Here is a 21,232-nt window from a genome sequence, read left to right on the forward strand (position 1 = left end):
ATTCCACGGGGTGACCACCGGAACATGTCGCCGCCCCCGGAACGGCTCGCCGGACGGGCGCTGTCGGGGGACGCTCGTAGACTGCGCGGATGGTCTCCCCCACCGATGAGCGGACCACCTCCGCACCGGCCGGCTCCCCACCGACCGGCGACGCGCTCGACGTGTTGCGGCGGGTCTTCGGGTACGACGCCTTCCGCGGCTTCCAGCAGGAGGTCGTCGAACACGTGGTGGCCGGCGGCGACGCGCTGGTGCTGATGCCCACCGGTGGCGGCAAGTCGCTGTGCTACCAGATCCCCGCGCTGGTCCGCGACGGCGTGGCGGTGGTCGTCTCGCCGCTCATCGCGCTCATGCAGGACCAGGTCGACACGCTCACCGCGGTCGGCGTCCGGGCCGGGTTCCTCAACTCGACCCAGGATCCCGCGCAGCGGCGCCGGGTCGAGGCGGCCTACCTCGCCGGTGAGCTGGACCTGCTCTACCTCGCCCCGGAAGGGCTGGCCGTGCGATCCACGCTCGGCCTGTTGGAACGCGGCCGGATCGCGCTGTTCGCGATCGACGAGGCGCACTGCGTGTCGCAGTGGGGGCACGACTTCCGCCCCGACTACCTCAACCTGTCGATGCTGCACGAGCGCTGGCCGGACGTACCGAGAATCGCGCTGACCGCCACCGCGACGCGGGCGACCCGCACCGAGATCGCCACCCGGCTGCGGCTCACCGAGGCCCGGCACTTCGTGGCCAGCTTCGACCGGCCCAACATCCAGTACCGCATCGTCCCCAAACGGGAACCACGCAAGCAGTTGCTGAGCCTGCTGCGTGACGAGCACCCCGGCGACGCCGGCATCGTCTACTGCCTGTCCCGCGCCTCGGTGGAGAAGACCGCCGAGTTCCTGGTCGCCAACGGCATCCCCGCGCTGCCGTACCACGCCGGGCTGGACGCCTCGACCCGCGCCGCCAACCAGCAGCGGTTCCTGCGCGAGGACGGCCTGGTCATGGTCGCCACCATCGCGTTCGGCATGGGCATCGACAAGCCCGACGTACGCTTCGTCGCCCACCTGGACCTGCCGAAGTCGGTGGAGGGCTACTACCAGGAGACCGGCCGCGCCGGGCGCGACGGGCTGCCGTCCACGGCCTGGCTGGCGTACGGGCTCCAGGACGTCGTGCAGCAACGCAAGATGATCGAGACGTCCGAGGGCGACCTGGCGCACCGGCGTAACCTCGCCGCCCACCTGGACGCCATGCTGGCGCTCTGTGAGACGGTCCGCTGCCGCCGTTCCCAGCTGCTCGAATACTTCGGCGAGACCGAGGTGGCCGACTGCGGCAACTGCGACACCTGCCTCGAACCGCCGGAGTCCTGGGACGGTACCGTCGCCGCGCAGAAGCTGCTGTCCACCGTCTACCGGCTCGACCGCGAACGCAACCAGCGGTTCGGTGCCGGGCACAGCATCGACATCCTGCTCGGCAAGCACACCGACAAGATCGATCAGCACGGCCACGACGCGCTCAGCACCTTCGGCATCGGCACCGAGCTGCGCGAGGCGGAGTGGCGTGGCGTGGTGCGGCAACTGCTCGCCGAGGGCCTGCTCGCCGTCGAGGGCGACTACGGCACGCTGGCACTGACCGACGCGAGCGCGGACGTGCTCGGCCGCCGCCGTACCGTCACCCTGCGCAAGGAGCCGGAACGTCCGGCGGGCGGCCGGTCCGCCAAACCCCGGGGCGCCGCCACAGTGGTCGCCGACCTGTCCCCCGCCGCCGCGCCCGTCTTCGAGCGGCTCCGCGCGTGGCGCGCGGCCACCGCCAAGGAGCAGGGCGTCCCGGCGTACGTCATCTTCCACGACGCGACCCTGCGGCAGATCGCCGCCGAGCCGCCCGCCTCGCTGGCCGAGCTGTCCCGGGTCAACGGGGTCGGCGAGAACAAGCTCGCCAAGTACGGCGAGGCGATCCTGGCCGTGCTCGCCGAGTCCTGACGCACGCGAAAAGGGCCCGGCCCCCGTGGTGGGGGTCGGGCCCTTTCGCGTGCGCCTTGCTCTTGCTCTTGCTCTGCAGCCGTTGGTGCGGCGGTTGGTCAGCTGGTGCTGTAGCCGCGGGTGGCGATCCAGTCGGCGAGGTTGTCGATGCTCATGCGGTAGGTGGCGGTGTTCGGGTCGGCGCTGTCGGCGATGGTGACGGTCTTGCCGTCGTCGCGGTAGCCGATGACGCTGATGTAGTGGCCGCCCTCGAAGGAGTGGGTGTTGCCGTCGGTGTCGGTGGCGGTGCCGGCGATGTTGGCGACCACGGCCCGGCCGGCGTCGACGGTCTTGACCACGTCAGCGCGAAGCTTGTCGGTCTGCTTGTCGTCGGCCTTGGGGGTGCTGATCTCGACCGACTTGTAGGCGTCCTTCGCGCCGGTCTCCTTGTTCAACACCGGGGTGATGTCGTTGATGGAGTTGGTGCCGGCCTCGGTGGTGCCCATCTCGCGGGCCATGGCGTGCACGTCGATGTTCTTGCCCTGTACGGACAGGGCGTTGCGGGCGGCGGCGGGGCCGCAGAAGTAGAAGTTGGGCTGCGCCTCGTAGCGGACGTCGAGTTCCCGCTCGCCGTGGCCCTTACGGTCGGTGGTGATCTGAGCGGTGCGCTCGGCCGGGGCGGCGTGGGCGGCGATCGCGGGGCCGGCGATGCCTCCGGTGGTGGCGGCGATACCGGCAGCGGTCAGAACGGTCTTACGCAGCAGAGTGGTAGCCATGATGGTTGCCTCCCTGAAGTGGGGGATAAGCGCGGCAGGGGGTGCCGCGAAGGGGGAAAGTCTTGAGGGGTGCCCGTCGGACGGGCGGCACGCGGGCGGCCCGGAGGGCCTGCTCTGCGCGGCTCGGGGATATAACGACCACCGGGCCGGGGTCATTCCGGGACGGCGGTGCCCGTCGCTCGGGGATGTAACGACGACCGGGCCGGACCGATTCCCTGACCAATCCGGGCGCCTCGGCGGACCGGTGTCCGGCGCTCGACTTGGTGCCTGGGCGGTCAGCCATGTACAACGCCTGCACCCCACCCCCGATTCCGCCGTGAGCATGGCGCCGACCACAACGCGCCACCCCGGCAAACCGGACACCGGTCCCAGGGCGCGCTGGGCGGCGCCTTCGCGCGGTGCACGCGCACGGCGATCTTGCAGTTTGGCGCCCGACAAGCCTCGCAAATCGGGCACTTGTTGGGCACCAACTGCAAGATCAGGGGACGGGATGGCGGTTTCGCCCATCAGGAACAGGCGTGGCTGGAACGTCGTAGGTGTCAAAGGCGGGCGGAGACACCCACGGCGTTCCACCCACGGCAGCGACGGTGGTGGCGGGCCGGCGGACCGGACAACGGGCGTTTGTTGACGCACGCTGGACACCGGCCGGGGCCTACGACGGCAGGCGCGAGCAAGAGAAGGGTCAGGAACGGGGGGCGGCCGTGGGGGCGTCGGCTGGGGAGCCGTCCAGTGCGGCCAGGATCGCCTCGGCCGTACGCCTGCCCACCCCGGGCACCTCGGTGATCTCCTCCACGGTGGCGGACGACAGCCGCTTCAACGAGCCGAAGTGCCGCAGCAGCGCCTTGCGGCGTACGTCGCCGAGGCCGGGGATGTTGTCAAGCGCGGATTCGGTCATCCGCTTGGAACGCCGCTGCCTGTGGAACGTGATGGCGAACCGGTGCGCCTCGTCGCGGACCCGCTGCAGCAGGTAGAGCGCCTCGGAGGTGCGCGGCAGGATCACCGGGAACTCGTCGTCGGGCAGCCAGACCTCCTCCAGCCGCTTGGCCAGCCCGCACAACGCCACGTCGTCGATGCCCAGTTCGGCGAGCGCCTTCGCGGCGGCGGCGACCTGGGGCGGGCCGCCGTCGACCACGACGAGCTGCGGCGGGTACGCGAACTTGCGCGGCCGCCCGGTGGTCGGGTCGATGCCCGGCCGGTCGGGGTCGGAGGCGGTCTCCTCGCCCAGCTCACCGGTCTCGGCGCGGGCGTCGAGGTAGCGGGCGAAGCGCCGCCGCAGCACCTCGGACATGGCCGACAGGTCGTCGGTGGCGCCGCGCACGATGAACCGGCGGTATTCGCTCTTGCGAGGCAGCCCGTCCTCGAACACGACCATGCTGGCGACCACGTCGGTGCCCTGGATCTGGGACACGTCGAAGCACTCGATGCGCAGCGGTGAGGTGTTCATGGCGAGCGCGTCGGCGATCTCGTCGAGCGCCTGACTGCGGGTGGTCAGGTCACCGGCCCGCTTGAGCTTGTGCCGGGCCAGCGCGTCCTTGGCGTTGCGCTCGACGGTCTCCAGCAGCGACCGCTTGTCGCCGCGCTGCGGCACCCGCAGCGACACCCGGCTGCCCCGGCGGGCGGTGAGCCAGTCGGCGAGCGCCTCGGCGTCGCCCGGCAACTCGGGCACGAGCAGCTCGCGGGGCACATCGGCCTCGCCCTGCTCGCCGCCGTACACCTGGGTGCAGAAGTGGTGCACGAGGTCACCGGTGGTCAGTTCCTCGGTCTTCTCCACCACCCAGCCGCGCTGGCCGCGCACCCGGCCGCCGCGCACGTGGAAGACCTGCACGGCGGCTTCGAGCGGGTCGTCGGCGAACGCGACCACGTCGGCGTCGGTGCCGTCGCCGAGCACCACCGTCTGCTTCTCCATCGCCCGGCGCAGCGCCGCGACGTCGTCGCGCAGCCGGGCGGCCCGCTCGAACTCCAGCTGCTCGCTGGCGTCGAGCATCTCCTTCTCCAGCCGCCGGACCATGCTGTCGGTGCGGCCGGCCATGAAGTCGCAGAAGCCGTCCACGATCTCCCGGTGCTGTTCGGCGGTGACGCTGCCGACGCACGGCGCCGAGCACTTGCCGATGTAGCCGAGCAGGCAGGGCCGGCCGACCTGGCCGGCCCGCTTGAACACCCCGGACGAACAGGTCCGCGCCGGGAAGACCCGCAGCAGCAGGTCGAGCGTCTCGCGGATCGCCCAGGCGTGCGAGTACGGCCCGAAGTAGCGCACGCCCTTGCGCTTCACCCCGCGCATCACCTGCAACCGCGGGTATTCCTCGTCGAGCGTGACCGCGAGATAGGGGTAGGACTTGTCGTCGCGGTAGCGGACGTTGAACCGGGGGTCGTACTGCTTGATCCAGGTGTATTCCTGCTGGAGCGCCTCGACCTCGGTGGCGACGGTGATCCAGTCGACCGACTCGGCGGTGAACACCATCTGCCGGGTGCGCTGGTGCAGGCCGACCGGGTCGGCGAAGTAGGAGTTGAGCCGGCTGCGCAGGTTGCGCGCCTTGCCGACGTAGATCACCCGGCCGGTGCCGTCGCGGAAGCGGTAGACCCCTGGCGACTCCGGGATGGTGCCGGGCGCGGGACGGTAGGTCGAGGGGTCAGCCACGGCGTCAAGCCTAGTCCGCACCCCTGACACGCGACCGTCGCCGCGCCCCCGCCGACGGCGTGCCGACGGGGGCGCGGAACGGGTCAGGCCAGCTTGATCTGGTCGCCGTCGACCTTGATCTCCTTCGCCGCGAGCGGCTTGGTGGCCGGGCCACCCTTCACCGAGCCGTCGACGATCGAGAACCGGCTGTTGTGGCAGGTGCAGTTGATCGTGCCGCCGTCGACGTTCGACACCGGGCAGCGCTGGTGCGTGCAGATCGGGTCGAACGCCTTGAACTGGCCGGCCTCGGGCTGGGTGATCACCACACCCTGGCTGGCGAAGACGGCGCCGCCGCCGACCGGGATGTCCGAGGTGCGCGCCAGCGCGCTGCTGCCGTCCCGGTCGCCGCCGCCCGCGTCGCCGGTCGCGGTGGCGCCGGGCGGGCCGCCGCTGGTCGGGGCCGCCCCGGGGGACGCGTCGTCGTCACTGCCGCAGCCCGCGAGCACCACGGCTGCGCCCACCGCGCCGGCTCCGGCGAGCAGACTGCGGCGGCTCTGGGTGAACGGTCGGGTCAGCGCCTGATCATCACTCATGTCCGGCCTCTCTCTCGGCTTACTGCGGAACACGCACCAGCTTGCGGCACGGTTCATATTGACGCGTCAACGAACCGGGAGCCGCGTTGAAGGACGCCGGTCAGCGTGCCCCGGCGGGGACCTTGCGGGTCCGCGACTTGGCGCTGCCGTTGGCCTTCGCCGCCCGGGTGGTGGCCGCCTTGGCGCCCTTGGCCTCGCCGTCGAGCTTGAGGATCGGCCGCAGGAACTGCCCGGTGTGGCTCTCCGGCACCTCGGCGACCTCCTCCGGCGTGCCGGTGGCGATGACGGTGCCGCCCCGGTGACCGCCCTCCGGGCCCATGTCGATGAGCCAGTCGGCCGTCTTGATCACGTCGAGGTTGTGCTCGATGGTGATGACCGTGTTGCCCTTGTCGACCAGGCCCTCCAGCACCATCAGCAGCTTGCGGATGTCCTCGAAGTGCAGGCCGGTGGTGGGCTCGTCGAGCACGTAGACGGTGCGGCCGGTGGAGCGCTTCTGGAGTTCGGAGGCGAGCTTGACGCGCTGCGCCTCGCCGCCGGACAGCGTCGGCGCGGGCTGGCCGAGGCGGACGTAGCCGAGGCCGACGTCGACGAGCGTCCGGAGGTGCCGGTGGATGGCCGGGATGGCGGAGAAGAACTCGGCCGCCTCCTCGATCGGCATGTCCAGCACCTCGGCGACCGTCTTGCCCTTGTAGTGCACCTCGAGCGTCTCGCGGTTGTAGCGCGCGCCCTTGCACACCTCGCAGGGGACGTAGACGTCCGGCAGGAAGTTCATCTCGATCTTGATCGTGCCGTCGCCGGAGCACGCCTCGCAGCGCCCGCCCTTGACGTTGAACGAGAACCGGCCCGGGCCGTACCCCCGGACCTTGGCCTCGGTGGTCTCGGCGAACAGCTTGCGGATGTGGTCCCAGACGCCGGTGTAGGTGGCCGGGTTGGAGCGCGGCGTCCGCCCGATCGGCGACTGGTCCACGCCGACGACCTTGTCCACGTTCTCCAGGCCGGTGATCCGAGTGTGCCGGCCGGGCACCAGCCGGGCACCGTTGATCTGGTTGGCGAGCACCGTGTAGAGGATGTCGTTGACGAGCGTCGACTTGCCCGAGCCGCTGACGCCGGTGACCGCGATGAGCTGGCCCAGCGGGAAGCTCACGGTGAGGTTGCGCAGGTTGTGCTCGCGCGCGCCGTGCACCACCAGTTCGCGGCCCGGGGTCTGCGGCCGGCGGCCGGCCGGCGTCGGGATGGCCTTGCGCCCGGCCAGGTACGCCCCGGTGACCGACTCGGTGTTGTCGAGCAGCGCCGGCACCGACCCGCTGTGCACGATCTTGCCGCCGTGCTCGCCCGCGCCCGGGCCGATGTCGACGATCCAGTCCGCCACCCGGATGGTGTCCTCGTCGTGCTCGACCACGATCAGCGTGTTGCCCAGGCCGCGCAGCCGCAGCAGCGTCTCGATGAGCCGGTGGTTGTCGCGCTGGTGCAAGCCGATCGACGGCTCGTCGAGCACGTAGAGCACGCCGACCAGGCCGGAGCCGATCTGGGTGGCCAGCCGGATGCGCTGGGCCTCACCGCCGGAGAGCGTGCCGGCCGGGCGATCCAGCGAGAGGTAGTCCAGACCGACGTCGAGCAGGAACTTCAGCCGGGCGTTGATCTCCTTGAGCACGCGCTCGGCGATCATCTTCTGCCGGTCGGTCAGCTCGATGCCGGCGAGCAGGTCGGCCGCCTCGCCGACGGAGAGGTTGCAGACCTCGGCGATGCTCTTGCCGGCCAGGGTGACCGCGAGCACCTCCGGCTTGAGCCGGGTGCCGCCGCAGGCCGCGCAGGGCACGTCCCGCATGTAACCCTCGTACTTGTCCCGGGACCACTCCGACTCGGTGTCGGTGTGCCGACGCTCGATCCACTGCACCACACCCTCGAAGCCGGTGTAGTAGGAGCGCTCGCGGCCGTACTTGTTGCGGTAGCGCACGTGCACCTGGTCGTCGGAGCCGTGCAGGATCGTCTTCTGCGCCCGCGACGGCAGCGCCCGCCACGGGGTGTCGATGTCGAAGTGCTCGGCCTCGCCGAGCGCCTCCAGCAGCCGCAGGAAGTATTCGAGGTTGTGCCCGGTGGCCCAGGGCTGAATCGCACCCTCGCGCAGCGTGCGCTCCGGGTCGGGGATGACCAGCTCCGGGTCGACCTCCTTCTTGGTGCCGAGGCCGGTGCACTCCGGGCAGGCGCCGTACGGGGCGTTGAAGGAGAAGACCCGGGGTTCCAGGTCCTCGATCGCGAGCGGGTGGTCGTTCGGGCAGGCCAGGTGCTCGGAGTAGCGGCGTTCCCGGGCCGGGTCGTCCTCCGGCAGGTCGACGAAGTCGAGCAGCACCAGGCCGCCGGAGAGACCGAGCGCGGCCTCGACCGAGTCGGTCAGCCGCTGCTTGGCGCTGGGCTTGACGCTGAGCCGGTCGATCACCACCTCGATGGTGTGCTTCTCCTGCTTCTTGAGCTTCGGCGGCTCGGTCAGCGGGTGCACCACGCCGTCGACCCGGGCCCGGGCGTAGCCCTTGGCCTGGAGCTCGGCGAACAGGTCGACGTACTCGCCCTTCCGGCCGCGCACCACCGGCGCGAGCACCATGAACCGGGTGCCCTCGGCCATGGCCAGGACCCGGTCGACGATCTGCTGCGGGCTCTGCTTGGAGATCCGCTCGCCGCAGATCGGGCAGTGCGGCTCGCCGATGCGGGCGAACAGCAGGCGGAGGTAGTCGTAGACCTCGGTGATGGTGCCGACGGTGGAGCGGGGGTTGCGCGAGGTGGACTTCTGGTCGATGGAGACGGCGGGACTGAGGCCCTCGATGAAGTCGACGTCGGGCTTGTCCATCTGGCCGAGGAACTGCCGGGCGTACGACGACAGCGACTCGACGTAGCGGCGCTGCCCCTCGGCGAAGATGGTGTCGAACGCCAGGCTCGACTTGCCCGAACCGGAGAGCCCGGTGAAGACGATCAGGGCGTCCCGGGGCAGGTCGAGACTGACGTCACGCAGGTTGTGCTCGCGCGCGCCACGGATGATCAGTCGGTCGGCCACGGTGCGTGTGCTCCCGGAAGAAGAATATGAGGCGGATCTGTGCACCAGACGCCGGGTCTGGGTGGTTTTCACAGGTTGTCGGGGGCGCAGAGAAGACGCCCCGGCAACTCTAGCCCCGACGTATGACAACTTCCGTCGCGCGAACATTCCCCCAGCTCAGGCCGGTCGGGCGCGAACCACGCAGGTCCACCCGACCGGCCCGGGCCGGCTCAGAATGCCCCGGGAGCGGGCGGAGTCGCCGGACGTCCGGTGCGTCGCCGACCGGCCCGCCATCCTCCCCGCCGTTCGGCCGCCAGCCGGGCCGCGCGGCGACCGCCCTCGTGCTCGATCTCCCGCTGCAGCCGCCGCCAGCTCTCCCAGCGGCGCACCGGCAGCTCGCCGTCGTCCAGCGCGGCCCGCACCGCGCAGCCCGGCTCGGCGTCGTGGGCACAGTCGGCGTACCGGCAGCCGGCGGCCAGCTCGGTGATGTCGGCGAACGCCCGGTCCAGCCCGGCCGCGCCGTCGAGCAGGCCGACCGCCCGTACCCCGGGGGTGTCCAGCACCGCTCCCCCACCCGGCAGCGGCACCAGCGACCGCCAGGTGGTGGTGTGCCGGCCCTTGCCGTCGACCCGGCGGATCGCCTGGGTGCGCATCACGTCCGCCCCGGCCAGCGCGTTGACCAGGCTCGACTTGCCGGCCCCGGAGGGGCCGAGCAGGCCGAGCGTGCGGCCCGGGGCGACGTGCCGGCGCAGCGGCGCCAGGCCGGTGCCCCGCTCGGCGCTGACCGGCAGCACCGGCACCCCCGGCGCGAGGTCGGCCAGTTGCCGGGCCACCGCCGCCGGGTCGGCGGCCAGGTCGGCCTTGGTGAGCACGACGAGCGGCTCCGCCCCGGATTCGTGCGCCAGGGAGAGCAGCCGTTCGATCCGCGCGGCGTCCGGTTCCGGGTGCACCGGCTCGACCACCGCGGCGGCGTCGAGGTTGGCGGCCAGCACCTGGCCGCTGGAGTCCTTGCCCGCGGTGCGCCGCACCAGCGCGGTACGCCGCGGCAGCACCACCTCCACCGTGACCGGGCCGTCCGGCCAGGTGGACAGCAGCACCCAGTCACCCGCGCAGGGCAGCGCGGTCAGGTCGCGGGCGGCGGCGGACAGCACGCCGCCGCCGAGGCTGGCCCGCACCGGCCCTTGCGGGCACAGCACGGTGCAGACGCCCCGGTCCACCCGGGCGACCCGCCCGGGACGGTGGCCGGCGCGCCGGTCGAGACGGTCCGCCCAGCCGGCGTCCCAGCCGAGGGCGGTCAGATCGAGAGTCATGGTGTCCTCATCGGTGTCGAGGGGAGATACGGCGGAACACACGCGCTGCGACCGGCATGCACACCACCTCCCCTCCGACTCCCGGTGCCGCGTTCGCGACGACGTGGACGCCTGGCGCGTGCGGCGCCGGTCCGATGTCGTCGGCCCCGACGGTAGGTGTCCCGCCGACGCGCCGAAAGCGATTTCCCCCCGGGCACGGCCCGGTCCGGCCCGCTAGGGTCGGACGGGTGAGAACGCGATGACCGCCGACCCCCTGCTGCTGACCGGCCCGCTGGCCGAGGCGAACGACCGGCTGCTGCGTACCGTGTCCGGCCTGACCGCCGCGGACGTCGCGGCGCCCTCCCTGCTGCCGGGCTGGTCCCGCGCGCACGTGCTCACCCACCTGGCCCGCAACGCCGACGGGTTCGTCAACCTGCTCACCTCGGCGCGCACCGGCGAGGAGATCCCGATGTACGCCTCGGCGCAGGCCCGCGCCGACGACATCGACGCCGGCGCCGGGCGCGGCCCGGCCGACCTGCTGGACGACCTGCGCCGCAGCGGCCAGCGCTTCGACGCGGCGGTCGCGGCGATGCCCGCCGACGCGTGGGGCGCCACGGTGCAGACCCGGCGCGGCCCCTGGCCGGCGGCGATGCTGGTCTGGGGCAGGCTGCGCGAGGTCGAGGTGCACCACGTCGACCTGGCGGCCGGTTACCGGCCCGCGGACTGGCCGGACGCGTTCGCCCAGCGGCTGCTGCACGAGGTGGTGACCGGGCTGGCCGGTAACCCGGCCGCGCCGGCCATGGTGCTGCGTTTCGACGGCGCGGCGTCCGAACTCGTCGTGGGTGACCCCGAGGGGGCGCCCACGGTCACCGGCCCCGCGCCGGAACTCGCCGCCTGGCTCACCGGCCGGGGCGCGGGCGAGCTGCTCACCGTCGAACCCGACGGTCCTCTGCCGAACCCACCGGAATGGATCTGAACATCGTCATGACCTACACCGGAGACGTCACGCCCGGCGGTCCGCCGGCCGTGCGCGAGCTCGACCGGCTCACCGTCACCAAGCTGTCGGTGGGCCCGATGGACAACAACGCCTATCTGCTGCGCTGCAACGCCACCGGCGAGCAGGTGCTCATCGACGCCGCGAACGAGGCGCCGCGCCTGCTGGAGCTGGCCGGCGACGGCGGGCTGGCCGCCGTGGTGACCACCCACCAGCACATGGACCACTGGGTCGCGCTGGAGGAGGTGGTGGCCAAGACCGGGGCGCGCGCGCTGGTCCACGCCGACGACGCCGAGGGTCTGCCCATCTCCGCCGAGCGGCTCGCCGACGGCGACACGGTGCCGGTCGGCGACTGCGCGCTGGAGGTCATCCACCTGCGCGGGCACACGCCGGGCTCGATCGCGCTGCTCTACCGCGACCCGGCCGGCACCCCGCACCTCTTCACCGGTGACTCACTTTTTCCGGGCGGCGTGGGCAACACGGACCAGGACCCGGAGCGCTTCGGCCGGCTCATCGACGACGTCGAGGCCAAGCTCTTCGACCGGCTGCCGGACGACACCTGGTTCTACCCGGGCCACGGCAAGGACAGCACCATCGGCGCCGAGCGGCCCGCGGTGCCGCAGTGGCGCGCACGCGGCTGGTGAGCACGCCCGGTCCGGCCTCCCCCGTGACGGCCGGGCCGGGCGCGGTCAGCCGGTGACCGCCCGCAGCCGCCGCCGGGTGGCGAGCAGCACCGGGCCGGCCAGCAGCAGCCCGACCGCCATGGTCAGCACCGTGGGGTTCAGCGCCGCGGGCAGCAGGCCGGTCAGTGCCCGTGCGGCGAGCCCCAGCGCCACGTAGAGCCCCGCCCAGGCGGTGGCTCCGGCCGCCGCGCAGACCAGGAACCGCCGGTACGACATCCGCAGCCCGCCCGCGGCCAGCGGCAGCAACGCGTTGAACACCGGCAGGAACGGCGCCACCAGCACGATCCGTCCGCCGCCGCGGTGCAGCAGCGTCTCGGCGGCGGCCCAGCGGGACTCGCCGATCCAGCCGCCCACCCGGCTGTCCCGCAGCCGCCCGCCCCAGCGCCGGCCGGCGAAGAAGCTCAGCGACCAGCCGGCCAGGCAGCCCGCGACCACCGCCGCGACGGTGAACGCCCCACCGGCCGGACGACCCGCGCCGACCGCCGCGAGGACCGCGGCGTCGCCGGGCACCAGCACCCCGATCAGGGGTACGGCGTCGGCGAGCATGACCACGCCGAGCAGCCCCATCAGCAGGGTGGTGGGCAGCTCACCGGCGGCGGCCACGAGTTCGTTCATGAGCTGCACGCTATGCGGCGGGGGCACGCCGGCACATCGGGCATGATCCCCCAGTGGTCCCCGACACCCGGCCGGGGAGACCCCTAGGGTCAGGCGGGTCAGCGGGGGCGGAGCACCTGCACCCGGCGTACCGGGGAGTCGACGTAGGGTTCCGTGGTCGGCACCGGATAGCTGGCCACCAGTTCCAGCCCGTCCGGCGGCAGGTGGCCCCGGTCCGGGTCGCCGACCAGCACCTGTACGCCGTGTGCGGCGCAGCGCCGCAGGTACGGCAGGACCCGGGCGGCCAGGCCCGCGTCGTAGAGCGCGTCCCCTGCCACCAGCAGGTCGGCGCCCGCCACCCCGTCGAGCAGGTCGGCGCCGTCGGCCGTCACCCGGACCCGGTTGGCCCGCGCGTTGACGGTGACCGCCGCCACCGCGTACGGGTCGATGTCGTTGGCGACCACCTCGTCGGCGCCGGCGAGCGCGGCGGCGATGGCGACCAGCCCCGATCCGGCGCCCAGGTCGAGCACCCGTCGCCCGGCGGCCAGCTCCGGGTGGTCCAGCAGGTGCCGGGCGAGCGCCTGCCCACCGGCCCACACCGACGCCCAGTACGGCGGCGGCAGCGACCGCCCGGCGGCGGCCTCCATCCGGGCCCACCACAGGATGGCGTCCTCGGCCAGGTGCAGACGCACCTCCGGCACGAACGGCGTACCGACCAGGCGCAGGCGGTCCGGCCCCGCGCCGGGCGCCGCGATCTCCTGCTCCAGGTCGGCCAGAGCCGTCTGCCTGCTCATCGGGGCAAGCATGCCGCGCCCCGCCCGGCGGCGGGGTCTTTTTCCGGTCCCGCACGTATTCACGGGCGCGCCGCGCGCTTCCGGCAGCGGATTCCGGTCCGGACGGTTACTGTCGGGGTGGTACAGGGCGATCACCGGCCGCGGAGCCGATGCTCGCCCGCATTGGAACAGGGAGAGACGCATGGCAACCGGCACGGTCAAGTGGTTCAACTCGGAAAAGGGCTTCGGCTTCATCGAGCAGGACGGCGGAGGCCCGGACGTGTTCGTCCACTACTCGGCCATCCAGAGCAGTGGCTACCGCGAGCTGAACGAGGGCCAGAAGGTCGAGTTCGAGGTGACCCAGGGCCAGAAGGGCCCGCAGGCGGACAACGTCCGTCCGATGTAACGCGTGCCGGTGGCGGCGGTCGGGATCCGACCGCCGCCGCAGTGCATCCTCAGGACGGCGCGGCCGGCAGGTCGCGCCGTTTCCGTAGTGGCCCGGCCAGCAGGATCAGCGGGGTCAGCGCCAGCCAGGCGGTCATCGCCCGGATCGCGCCGCCCGGCCCCCAGACCGCGCCCAGCGCCCCGGCGAGCAGAGCGGCCAGCGGAATGGTGCCGTAGTTGAGCAGATGCATGCTCACCGTCACCCGGCCGAGCAGCCGGTGCGGCGTGTACGTCTGCCGGAAGCTGCCCTTCACCACGTTGCCGACGGCGACGCCGAGGCTCACCAGCACCCCGCCGAGCACCAGCCAGCCGGTGCGCGCGCCGGGTCCGGCGAGCGGGATGAGCAGCGCGGGCGGGCCGGTCAGGACGCCGGCGACCAGCAGCGTACGGGCGCTGCCGAGCCGGCGGGACAGGCGCGCGGCGAGCGCGGCGCCGATCACGCCCCCGAGGCTGGCGAGTCCGATCAGGAGGCCGACGAGGCCCGCCGGAAGGTCGGCCGAGCGGACCAGGAACACCACGAGCACCGCCTGGTAGCCGGTGAGGCCGATGTTGCTCGCCGCCCCGAAGACCGTCAGAACCCGCAGGTACGGGTCGCGGACGACGAACCGCAGCCCGGCGGCGACCTCGCGGCGCAGCGACGTCGACCCGGCCGGACGGTGCGGGCGGGGTTCGGAGGCACGGATGCGACGCAGGCACAGCGCGGACAGCAGGAAGCTGAACGCGTCCAGCGCCACCGCGGTCACCGCGCCGACAAGCTGGGCGACCAGACCGGCCAGTCCCGGCCCGACCAGGTAGCTCGCCGTCTGGGTGGCGTGCAGCCGCGCGTTGGCCTCGGGCACCTGCTCGGGACGCAGCAGCGTGGGCAGGTAGACCTGGTCGGCGGTCTCGAAGAAGACCCGGGCCAGGCCGGCGCCGAGCGCCACGATCAGCAGGTGCCCGACGGTGAGCAGCCCGGCCAGGGCGGCCACCGGCACGCTCGCGAACAGCGCCGCGGCGGCGAGGTCGGCGGCGATCATCACGGGCCGGCGGCGGACCCGGTCGACCCACGCCCCGACCGGCAGGCCGGCGAGCAGCCACGGCAGCCAGGCCGCGGCGGTGAGCACCGCCACCTGGAACGTGGTCGCGTCGAGCACCGCGACCGCGACCAGCGGCAGCGCCACAGCGGTCATGTTGCTGCCCACGGCGCTGACCGTGTGACCGGTCCAGAGCAGCCGGAAGTCGCGGTGCCGGGACAGCCGGGCGGGCGGCACCTCGACCGGCCCGGAGGTGCGCGCGGGAGCGGTCACGGCCGGCCCGGCACGCCGTGGGCGAACACGAAGACCGGCTCGCGGCGCTGCCCGTCCTCGGGCACCGGCCGGTCGGCCCACCTGGCGAACAGCGCGATCACCTCGCGGCTGAGTTCGGCCAGCTCGTCGGGGGTCAGGTGCAGCCACTTGTCGGTGCTGAACGGCCCCTCGCCCCACGCGGCGTGGGCCTCGTCGGAGGCGGCGTGCCAGGCGCGGACCAGCTCGGCGTGCCGCTCCAGGTTGAGCGAGCTGGCCGCGTCGGCCACCAGCCGGGCCGCCGGGTCGTCGTCGAAGTCGCTGTTGGACCAGCGCACCCCGCGGTCGCGCAGCCGCCACCAGCGTTCCCGGCGGTCGCGGGCCAGCTCGGGCGCCTCGACCAGCAGGTCGGCGGCGGCGAGCACCTTGAGGTGGTGGCTGACGTTCGCGGGCGCCTGGCCGGTGTGCTCGGCGAGCATGCCGACGGTGCACGGGCCGTACACCTTGAGGACGTCCATGAGCCGGCGGCGCAGGGGGTGGGCGAGCGCGGCGAGCACCCGCGAGTCGGTGACCTGCCGGACGGTGGGTTCCATGCGGCGAGTCTGGCATTCGCAAGAGCTGTTGCGCAACAGCTCTTGCCGAATTGCCCGGACCGCGGCGCCGCGACGCGACGGTCGCGGCGCCGGGCGGTCAGGCGGTCAGCCGCCGGGACAGTTCGTCGGCGACGTCCCGGGCGATCTGCGGCGGGATGGCCTCGGCGATCTTCTCCGGCGGCAGCCCGGCCAGCACCCCGGAGACGATCTGCTCCTCGTCGGTGAAGTCCTTGCCGGACAGTTCGTTCACCTGCGCCACCAGCGCCGGCCAGGCGCGCAGCATCGCCAGCATCTGCTGCAACGGCGAGTTCGCCATCGGCGGATTGACCAGCCCGGTGGTGTTTGCCGGCGAGATGAGCCAGTTGCGCAGGTTCTGCAGGTCGGCCAGGACGTCGCCGACGGTACGGTTCTTGGCGCCGGTGTCGCGGATGAGCTTGTCGGTCTGTTCCATGTCGTCCTCCGGTTTCGCGATGGCGATCATCCCGATCGCGGTCAGATAGCGGCGGAACAGCGGGGTCTGGTCCCGGCCCGCCTTCGTGGAGTCGCGGAAGAAGCTGAAGTGGGTGTGGAACAGGTGGCTGCTGTCGCCGCCGGTGCGCCGTCCCAGCCGGTCCCAGCGGCGTACGGTCCGCCCGTCCGGCGAGTAGATGACCTCCCGGATGTCCCGGGTGTCCGCGGCGTTCGCCACGCACTGCGCCACCATCCAGGTGGAGAACGTCCGCAGATTGTGCGTGCCGCCACCGGAGCGGACGGAGAACGTGCCGACGTCCAGCGCCGACGCGTACAGCGTGAGCCCCGACCGGTCCCGGTTGGACTCCACCACCGAGTAGTCGTTCGTGACGACCCGGTCGGAGCCGCAGTGGTAGCCGCCGCGGTGGTTGACGTCTCCGACGATGCCGACCTCCGCCGGCTCCAGGTCGTCGGCGCGTACGGCGTTCTTGTCGACGTTGAGGTAGGTGAGTAAGAGATTCCGGACGGCCAGCAGGTTCGCCGGGGCCGACGTCATGACAGATCCCCTTCCGATCGATGACCGGCGAGGGCACGAAAATCACACCGCGTGATGACATGCGATCCGCGGACGCGCCCCGCCGGATAACTGCACGGCACCGGGCACTTGCTCCGAGCTTAACCACGGTTAGGCAGAAGTGCCCAGCTCAGAAGCGGTTTTTTGAACTATCAGCCCGCTGTGGACGGTGCCGGAACGAGCGGCAGCACCAGTGCCGAGGGATGCTCGCGATCGTGGAGGATCTCCCGCCATCCAGCACGGAGGGTCACGGCGGTGCCGAGCGGCTCACCGGTGCCGGGATTGCGCGCGTATCGCGGGTGAGCGCCGCCGGAGACCTGCACGCGCAGCCGGTGCCCGGGCGCGAATCGGTACGCCGTGGGCCAGAGCGTGACCGGCACGGTGACCACGCCGGACGGATCGCGCGGGAACCGGCCTGGCTCGACGCGGACCAGGCCGTCGCAGACGTTCCACGAGCGCCCGCGCCGGTCCACGTCGCACAGACGCACGAACACGTCCAGGTACGACAGTTCGCTGCGCAGGTGGATCTCGGCGCGTACCGGCCCGGCCACCTCGACCGGCTCACGTAACCGCTCAGTGGTGTAGGTCAGCACGTCCGGGCGCGCCTCGACCGGCCGGTTGTCCACCGCGCCGGCCCGCTGGGCCACCAGCAGCGGGCCGCCGAGCGACGGGGTGGGGTCGGCCGGGTCGTACCAGATCCGGTCCGGTGCGCCGTGCTCCTGCGGTTCCGGGGCCAGCCCGCCGGCGGATCGCAGATGCCATCGCGCGGGGGTGGCCGGTGGCGGCCAGTCCGGCAGGTCGCGCCAGCCGCCGCCGTCGCCGCCGACGTGCACCCGCACCGGCGCGCGGTCCGGCCCGGGCCGCCCGGCCAGGTGGGTGTCGAGCCAGTCCAGGCCCTCCCGCAGCGACGCCAGGAGCAGCCCCGGGCTGCCGTGCGTCCACGGCCCGACGACCAGGCGGGTACGCGTCCCGGCGGCCCGCAGGCGGGCGTAGTCGTCGAGCTGGGCCGGCAGGAAGATGTCCTGCCAGCCGCTGACCATCGCCACCGGGGCGCGGACCTCGGTGATCCGGTCGCCGAAGACCCGGGTACGCCAGTAGTCGGCGCCGGGCGTGTGGTGGCGCAGCCACTCCTGGAAGAACGGCACCGTGACGCCGGTGGCGACCCGGTCGGCCTCGGCCAGCGGCAGATGCGCCAGGGCCCGGGCGAGGCGGGGCTGGCCGCGCTTGAGTTCCCACTGCCGGGCCAGCCAGGGCACGGTCTGCGCCTGGAGCAGCTCGGCCCACGTGAGCACCGTGTCGAGGGCGAACGACTCCCCCGCGTACGTCGAGTCGCGGGTGCCCGAAGCGGTCACCACGGCGACCATCGCGCGCAGCTCGTCGCCCGCCTCGGCGGCGAGCGCCCACTGCACGAAGCCCTGGTAGCTGGCGCCGAACATGCCGAACGCGCCGGTCCACCACCGCTGGCGGCGCAGCCAGTCGAGCGTGTCGAGACCGTCGTCGCGCTCGTGCACCAGCGGCGCGAACTCGCCGCCGGAGCCGAACGTGCCGCGGCACGACTGGATCACCACGTGGAAACCCCGCTCGGCGATCAGGCGGCCCAGCAGCCGGACCGGTCCGCCGCGCCCGTACGGGGTGCGGATCAGCACGCACGGCGCGGCGGGCAGGCCGGGCGCGTAGTGGTCGGTGCGCAGCGTCACTCCGTCGCGTACCCGGACCGGGATGTCCCGGGTGACGGTGACCCGCCCGGTGCGGGCGGCGGGCAGTCGCAGCGCCGCGGTGGCCGCCCGGGTGGCGAGCCGCACGATCAGGCGTCTCCGGACCCGGCGCCACGGCGGGGCGCGGCGCGGATCTCGTCCCGGTGGGTACGCATGGAGTGCACCATCTCGGCCATGAACCGGTGCACCACGGCCAGCTCGTCGTCGCTGAAGCGTTCCATCACCTCGTCGGTACGGCGGCCGAGCGGCCCGAAGAAGCTCTGCGCCAGCGTGGCGCCCCGGTCGGCGTAGTGCAGGAGGATCTTGCGGCGGTCGGCGGTGTCCCGGTCGCGCCGGATGTGGCCGCCGCGCTCCAGCCGGTCGACGAGCGCGGTCACGGAGCCGGAGGAGAGGTTGAGCGCCTCGCCGAGACGGCCGGGGGTGATCGGGTCGCCCACCAGCTCGGCCTCCATGACCGCGATCAGGGCGTACAGGTCGGTGGCGTTGAGCCCGTGCAGCCCGGCGAACGCGTGCCCGATGTGCTGCGCGTCGACCGAGTAGCGGCGCAGGTCGTTTGTGATGTCGGCGACCATGCGACCGCGCGGGTCGTCGCGTCGCCGGTACATCCTGTGCGCCGCCACCGCTTGCCGCCACCCCCCCTGTCGAACAGTTCCGGTTGCAGCATAGAACCACCCCGGATAATCTCGCTCATCAAGATACTCGTTTAGAGAGAATCCCCCGCGACCAATATGTGAGGGCATCAGATGTCTCTGTTCACCCGCGTCGTCCGGGGCCGGCTGGCCGCCTGGCTCACGCTGGCCGCCGCACTCGTCGTCGGCGTGGTCGCCTTCGGGCTTCCGAAGCCGGACAATCCGGCGCCCGTCTCCGACACCGGCCTGTCCGTGGAGTGGCAGTCGACACAGGTCGAGCGGCTCCAGGAGCAGTTGCCCTCCAAGGACGCCCAGACCGCCCTGGTGGTGGTCAGCCGCGCCGACCGGGCTCCGCTGAGCGGGGCCGACCGCAGCGTGCTCGACGGCCTCGGCGGCGAGTTGAACTCGCTCGCCGCCGGCGGCCGGGTCTCCCCCGCCCAGGTCTCCCCGGACGGCACTGTGGCGCTGGTCGCGGTGCCGCTGTCCACCGAGGGCGGCCCGTCGGCGGTGGTCGACGAGGTGGAGAAGCTCCGCGAGGCGGTCGGTGACCTGCCCGGCGAGCTGACCGTCGAGGTCACCGGCGGCCCGGCGTTCACCGCGGACCTGGGCAAGGTGTTCCAGGGCGCGGACACCACGCTGCTGCTGGTCACCGCCGCCGTGGTGGCGGTGCTGCTGCTCGTCACCTACCGCAGCCCGTTCCTGTGGCTGGTGCCTCTGCTGGTCGTCGGCGCAACCGAGCAGATCACGCTGCGCGTGGTGGAGTCCCTCGTCCCGGCCTTCGGCATCTACCTGCCCAGCGGGCAGGTCACGGGCATCGCCAGTGTGCTGGTGTTCGGTGCCGCCACCAACTACGCGCTGCTGCTCATCGCCCGCTACCGGGAGGAGCTGCGCCGCGAGGAGGACCGGTTCGCCGCCATGCGCTCGGCGCTGCGCCGCACCGCCGAGCCGATCCTGGCCAGTGGCAGCACCGTCGTCCTCGGCGTGCTCACGCTGCTGCTGTCCGAGCAGGAGACCAACCGGGCGCTCGCCCTGGCCTGCGCCACCGGTGTGATCCTCGCCATGCTCTCCGCCCTTTTCGTGCTCCCCGCCGCCCTGCTGCTGTTCGGCCGGGGCCTGTTCTGGCCGTTCGTCCCCCGCGTCGGCAGCGCCGCCCGCGAGGGCCGGATCTGGGGCCGTCTCGGCGAGATGGTGGTCCGCCGGCCGCTGCCGGTCGCCGCGCTCGCCGTCCTGCTGCTCGCCGGCCTCGCCCTCGGCGGCCTGGGCATCCGCACCGGGCTGTCCGAGACCGAGCAGTTCAGCGAGAAGCCCGAGGCGGTCGCCGGAGCCGAGACGCTCGCCCGGGCGTTCCCGGCCGGCAGCACCCAGCCGGTCGCGGTGCTCACCACCCCGCAGGCCGCTCAGGCCGTCCTGGCCGCGGCGGGCGGCGTCGACGGGGTCGCCTCGGCCCGGCCCGGCGCCGCCGGGGACCGGGTCGCCCAGATCGACGTGGTGCTCACCGCCGAGCCGGGCAGCGCCGCCTCCGACCGGGCCGTGGTGGCGCTGCGCGACGCCGTGGCCGCCGTACCGGACTCGGCACCGCCCGCCGTGGACGGAGCGGACGCCCCCGGCGGTGCCCTGGTCGGTGGTTCGGTCGCCGCGACGTACGACTCGAACGAGGCGAACACCAAGGACCTCAAGCTGATCCTGCCGCTGATCCTGCTGCTGGTCGGCGCGGTGCTGGTGCTGCTGCTGCGCGGGCTCCTGGCGCCGCTGCTGCTGGTGCTGACAGTCATCGCCTCGTTCTTCGCCAGCCTCGGCGCGGCCTGGCTGCTCTTCGACCACGTGCTGGACTTCCCGGCGCTGGACAGCGGGGTGCTGCTGCTCGCGTTCGTGTTCCTGGTGGCGCTCGGCGTCGACTACAACATCTTCCTGGTCACCCGGGCCCGGGAGGACGCCCGGCGCACCGGCACCCGCGACGGGATGCTGTCGGCGCTGCGGGTCACCGGCGGCGTGATCACCAGCGCCGGCATCCTGCTGGCCGCGGTGTTCGCGGTGCTCGGCGTGCTGCCGCTGATCACGCTCACCCAGATCGGCATCATCGTCTGCATCGGTGTGCTGCTGGACACGCTGCTGGTCCGGACGGTGCTGGTGCCGGCGCTGGCGTTCCTGCTCGGTGACCGGTTCTGGTGGCCGGGACGGATCAAGCGGGACGCCGACGCGCCCGCCACGACGCCGGCCGAGCCGGTCGCCGCGCGGGACTGACCGGACGGGCGGGGGCCGGCGCGTACGCCGGCCCCCGCCCGTTCGT

At 72.9% G+C, this 21,232-nt stretch carries 17 protein-coding genes; 5 read left to right on the forward strand and 12 right to left on the reverse strand.

Annotated elements, in window-relative coordinates; genetic code table 11:
• Positions 1-89 precede the first annotated feature (89 nt).
• Entirely contained in the window at positions 90-1,961 is a 1,872-nt protein-coding gene (gene recQ, locus O7611_RS18905) for a DNA helicase RecQ (protein WP_194803180.1), read from the forward strand.
• Between the two features lie 98 nt (positions 1,962-2,059).
• On the opposite strand, the gene O7611_RS18910 is transcribed toward recQ, so the two are convergent.
• From O7611_RS18910 to rsgA, 5 genes are all read right to left on the reverse strand, one after another.
• Positions 2,060-2,716 (reverse strand): C39 family peptidase, encoded by a 657-nt coding sequence (locus tag O7611_RS18910; protein ID WP_194803181.1) that lies wholly within the window; start codon positions 2,714-2,716, stop codon positions 2,060-2,062.
• A gap of 682 nt (positions 2,717-3,398) precedes the next feature.
• Positions 3,399-5,351: an excinuclease ABC subunit UvrC gene (gene uvrC / locus O7611_RS18915; RefSeq protein WP_194803182.1), complete on the reverse strand. Its 1,953-nt coding sequence runs from the start codon at positions 5,349-5,351 to the stop codon at positions 3,399-3,401.
• Positions 5,352-5,434: 83 nt separating this feature from the next.
• Complete coding sequence (locus tag O7611_RS18920; RefSeq protein WP_194803183.1) at positions 5,435-5,923, reverse strand: Rieske (2Fe-2S) protein; 489 nt, start codon at positions 5,921-5,923, stop codon at positions 5,435-5,437.
• A 100-nt stretch (positions 5,924-6,023) separates the two neighbouring features.
• On the reverse strand, positions 6,024-8,966 hold the full coding sequence (uvrA, locus tag O7611_RS18925; RefSeq protein ID WP_194803184.1) for an excinuclease ABC subunit UvrA: 2,943 nt from the start codon (positions 8,964-8,966) through the stop codon (positions 6,024-6,026).
• A gap of 209 nt (positions 8,967-9,175) precedes the next feature.
• Positions 9,176-10,255: a ribosome small subunit-dependent GTPase A gene (gene rsgA / locus O7611_RS18930; protein WP_194803185.1), complete on the reverse strand. Its 1,080-nt coding sequence runs from the start codon at positions 10,253-10,255 to the stop codon at positions 9,176-9,178.
• A gap of 238 nt (positions 10,256-10,493) precedes the next feature.
• Between rsgA and O7611_RS18935 the strand changes: the two genes are divergently transcribed.
• Both O7611_RS18935 and O7611_RS18940 read left to right on the forward strand, forming a co-directional pair.
• On the forward strand, positions 10,494-11,210 hold the full coding sequence (locus tag O7611_RS18935; protein ID WP_269697324.1) for a maleylpyruvate isomerase family mycothiol-dependent enzyme: 717 nt from the start codon (positions 10,494-10,496) through the stop codon (positions 11,208-11,210).
• 8 nt (positions 11,211-11,218) lie between these two features.
• A complete protein-coding gene (locus tag O7611_RS18940) occupies positions 11,219-11,872 on the forward strand; it encodes an MBL fold metallo-hydrolase (protein ID WP_269697325.1) in 654 nt (217 codons plus the stop codon).
• A 45-nt stretch (positions 11,873-11,917) separates the two neighbouring features.
• Here the strand turns inward: O7611_RS18940 and O7611_RS18945 are convergent, their stop codons facing one another.
• On the reverse strand, positions 11,918-12,526 hold the full coding sequence (locus tag O7611_RS18945; protein ID WP_194803188.1) for a DedA family protein: 609 nt from the start codon (positions 12,524-12,526) through the stop codon (positions 11,918-11,920).
• Positions 12,527-12,624: 98 nt separating this feature from the next.
• Positions 12,625-13,299: a class I SAM-dependent methyltransferase gene (locus O7611_RS18950; protein WP_194803189.1), complete on the reverse strand. Its 675-nt coding sequence runs from the start codon at positions 13,297-13,299 to the stop codon at positions 12,625-12,627.
• Positions 13,300-13,480: 181 nt separating this feature from the next.
• Between O7611_RS18950 and O7611_RS18955 the strand changes: the two genes are divergently transcribed.
• Entirely contained in the window at positions 13,481-13,684 is a 204-nt protein-coding gene (locus O7611_RS18955; RefSeq protein ID WP_013287480.1) for a cold-shock protein, read from the forward strand.
• 49 nt (positions 13,685-13,733) lie between these two features.
• Here O7611_RS18955 and O7611_RS18960 read toward each other — a convergent pair whose 3' ends face one another.
• The 5 genes from O7611_RS18960 to O7611_RS18980 all read right to left on the reverse strand — a co-directional run bounded on the left by O7611_RS18960 (position 13,734) and on the right by O7611_RS18980 (position 18,921).
• Positions 13,734-15,008 (reverse strand): MFS transporter, encoded by a 1,275-nt coding sequence (locus O7611_RS18960; RefSeq protein ID WP_194803190.1) that lies wholly within the window; start codon positions 15,006-15,008, stop codon positions 13,734-13,736.
• On the reverse strand, positions 15,005-15,577 hold the full coding sequence (locus O7611_RS18965; protein WP_269697326.1) for an ArsR/SmtB family transcription factor: 573 nt from the start codon (positions 15,575-15,577) through the stop codon (positions 15,005-15,007). Before O7611_RS18965 ends, O7611_RS18960 begins: the two co-directional genes overlap by 4 nt.
• Before the next feature lie 97 nt (positions 15,578-15,674).
• Entirely contained in the window at positions 15,675-16,583 is a 909-nt protein-coding gene (locus tag O7611_RS18970) for a hypothetical protein (RefSeq protein ID WP_194803192.1), read from the reverse strand.
• A gap of 170 nt (positions 16,584-16,753) precedes the next feature.
• A complete protein-coding gene (locus O7611_RS18975; protein ID WP_194803201.1) occupies positions 16,754-18,409 on the reverse strand; it encodes a CocE/NonD family hydrolase in 1,656 nt (551 codons plus the stop codon).
• Positions 18,406-18,921 (reverse strand): MarR family winged helix-turn-helix transcriptional regulator, encoded by a 516-nt coding sequence (locus O7611_RS18980; protein ID WP_194803202.1) that lies wholly within the window; start codon positions 18,919-18,921, stop codon positions 18,406-18,408. Before O7611_RS18980 ends, O7611_RS18975 begins: the two co-directional genes overlap by 4 nt.
• Positions 18,922-19,059: 138 nt before the next feature.
• Here O7611_RS18980 and O7611_RS18985 point away from each other — a divergent pair, with 138 nt between their 5' ends.
• A complete protein-coding gene (locus O7611_RS18985; RefSeq protein WP_194803193.1) occupies positions 19,060-21,186 on the forward strand; it encodes an MMPL family transporter in 2,127 nt (708 codons plus the stop codon).
• Positions 21,187-21,232: the final 46 nt, after the last annotated feature.

The organism is Micromonospora sp. WMMC273 (assembly GCF_027460285.1).
GTDB classification, from domain to species: Bacteria; Actinomycetota; Actinomycetes; order Mycobacteriales; family Micromonosporaceae; genus Micromonospora; species Micromonospora aurantiaca.

Excerpts from the sequence above, each read along its gene's own strand:
- O7611_RS18965 (WP_269697326.1), bottom strand. The coding sequence starts at position 15,577 with ATGGAACCCACCGTCCGGCAGGTCACCGACTCGCGGGTGCTCGCCGCG.
- O7611_RS18910 (WP_194803181.1), bottom strand. The coding sequence starts at position 2,716 with ATGGCTACCACTCTGCTGCGTAAGACCGTTCTGACCGCTGCCGGTATC.
- O7611_RS18935 (WP_269697324.1), top strand. The coding sequence starts at position 10,494 with ATGACCGCCGACCCCCTGCTGCTGACCGGCCCGCTGGCCGAGGCGAAC.
- O7611_RS18940 (WP_269697325.1), top strand. The coding sequence starts at position 11,219 with ATGACCTACACCGGAGACGTCACGCCCGGCGGTCCGCCGGCCGTGCGC.
- O7611_RS18970 (WP_194803192.1), bottom strand. The coding sequence starts at position 16,583 with ATGACGTCGGCCCCGGCGAACCTGCTGGCCGTCCGGAATCTCTTACTC.
- recQ (WP_194803180.1), top strand. The coding sequence starts at position 90 with ATGGTCTCCCCCACCGATGAGCGGACCACCTCCGCACCGGCCGGCTCC.
- rsgA (WP_194803185.1), bottom strand. The coding sequence starts at position 10,255 with ATGACTCTCGATCTGACCGCCCTCGGCTGGGACGCCGGCTGGGCGGAC.
- O7611_RS18945 (WP_194803188.1), bottom strand. The coding sequence starts at position 12,526 with ATGAACGAACTCGTGGCCGCCGCCGGTGAGCTGCCCACCACCCTGCTG.
- O7611_RS18955 (WP_013287480.1), top strand. The coding sequence starts at position 13,481 with ATGGCAACCGGCACGGTCAAGTGGTTCAACTCGGAAAAGGGCTTCGGC.
- O7611_RS18980 (WP_194803202.1), bottom strand. The coding sequence starts at position 18,921 with ATGTACCGGCGACGCGACGACCCGCGCGGTCGCATGGTCGCCGACATC.
- O7611_RS18950 (WP_194803189.1), bottom strand. The coding sequence starts at position 13,299 with ATGAGCAGGCAGACGGCTCTGGCCGACCTGGAGCAGGAGATCGCGGCG.
- O7611_RS18985 (WP_194803193.1), top strand. The coding sequence starts at position 19,060 with ATGTCTCTGTTCACCCGCGTCGTCCGGGGCCGGCTGGCCGCCTGGCTC.
- O7611_RS18920 (WP_194803183.1), bottom strand. The coding sequence starts at position 5,923 with ATGAGTGATGATCAGGCGCTGACCCGACCGTTCACCCAGAGCCGCCGC.